Source organism: Sphaerospermopsis sp. LEGE 08334, from assembly GCF_015207205.1.
Lineage (GTDB): Bacteria > Cyanobacteriota > Cyanobacteriia > Cyanobacteriales > Nostocaceae > Sphaerospermopsis.
On sequence record NZ_JADEXH010000111.1, the window covers coordinates 1 to 1,239 of the forward strand.

At 43.9% G+C, this 1,239-nt stretch carries 1 protein-coding gene; it reads left to right on the forward strand.

Features of this window, described 5'->3' with window-relative positions; translation table 11 throughout:
• Positions 1–348: 348 nt before the first annotated feature.
• A complete protein-coding gene (locus IQ237_RS25950) occupies positions 349–1,227 on the forward strand; it encodes an NAD(P)-dependent oxidoreductase (RefSeq protein ID WP_194060114.1) in 879 nt (292 codons plus the stop codon).
• Positions 1,228–1,239 lie beyond the last annotated feature (12 nt).

Sequence of the window (1,239 nt, forward strand, 5' to 3'; positions counted from 1 at the left end):
TATTTGGTGAATCCTGATATCCGTTTTTCTTGGACTAGGATAACAGTGATTACTTCAAGTTAAAAACCTTGGCAAAAAAACAACTATGAATACTCATGATCTGATTGTCTTAGTAACCCTACTTAGCCCCGGCATTTTACTTTCAGTTGTGATTATGGCAACTTTCGCCGCCGGAGGATAGGTGACAGGGAACAGGTGACAGGTGACAGAGAAGAGGCAGGGGAAGGTAGGGGGAGAAAATTTTTACCAATGCCTAATGCCCAATGCCCCATGCCCCATTCCCTGTTCCCTATTCCCTTTTTTCCCAATGACTAATAACCAATAACCAATGACTAAGGAACGTGAAACATGAAGGTGGCATTTCTGGGAACTGGATTGATGGGACTACCGATGGCTCAAAGGTTATTAGCTGCCAATATAGAGCTAATTGCCTACAACCGCACCCCAGAAAAATTAGCACCATTACAAGCAGCAGGGGCAGCAATTGCCACAAAACCCCGTGAAGCAATTCGTTCTGCTGACTGTATAATTCTTATGCTATCTAACGCCGCAGCTATTTATCATGTGTTGCTCACAGATACTTCTTGGCATACTTTATCAGGACGCAGCATCATTCAAATGGGGACAACGACTCCCCAAGAAAGCCAAGAAATCAGAAATGCGGTAGTTGCGGCTGGTGGTGAATATATAGAAGCCCCTGTACTCGGTAGTATCCCAGAAGCGGAAACTGGCAAATTAATTGTCATGGTGGGTGGAGAAGAAGAACAATATCAACGCCATGTCAAATTATTGTCAAATTTTGGACCCGATCCTGTATACATAGGTCCTGTAGGATCAGCAGCATCCCTGACTTTAGCACTCAATCAACTCATTGCTTCCCTCACTACTAGCTTTGCCTTGAGTCTGGCTTTTGTCCAGTTGCAAGGCATTGATGTAGACTTATTTATGCGCGTCCTGCGGGACAGTAAACTTTATGCACCCACCTTTGATCAAAACCTGAAACGGATGTTAGATGGCAATTATACCAAGGCCAACTTACCCACCAAACAATTGATCAAAGAAATAGATTTATTTATCTCTGAAGCTAAATCCCTTGGTTTGAATCTCAGCAGTATTGAGGGTGTAAAACACATCTTACAGTCAGCAATGAAAATGTCCTATCCAGAAGATGACTATTCTTCTGTTTTCCCCGCTATCCGAGAATGGGGTGAGGCCAGCGGAGAGTAGGGGTCTGGGGTC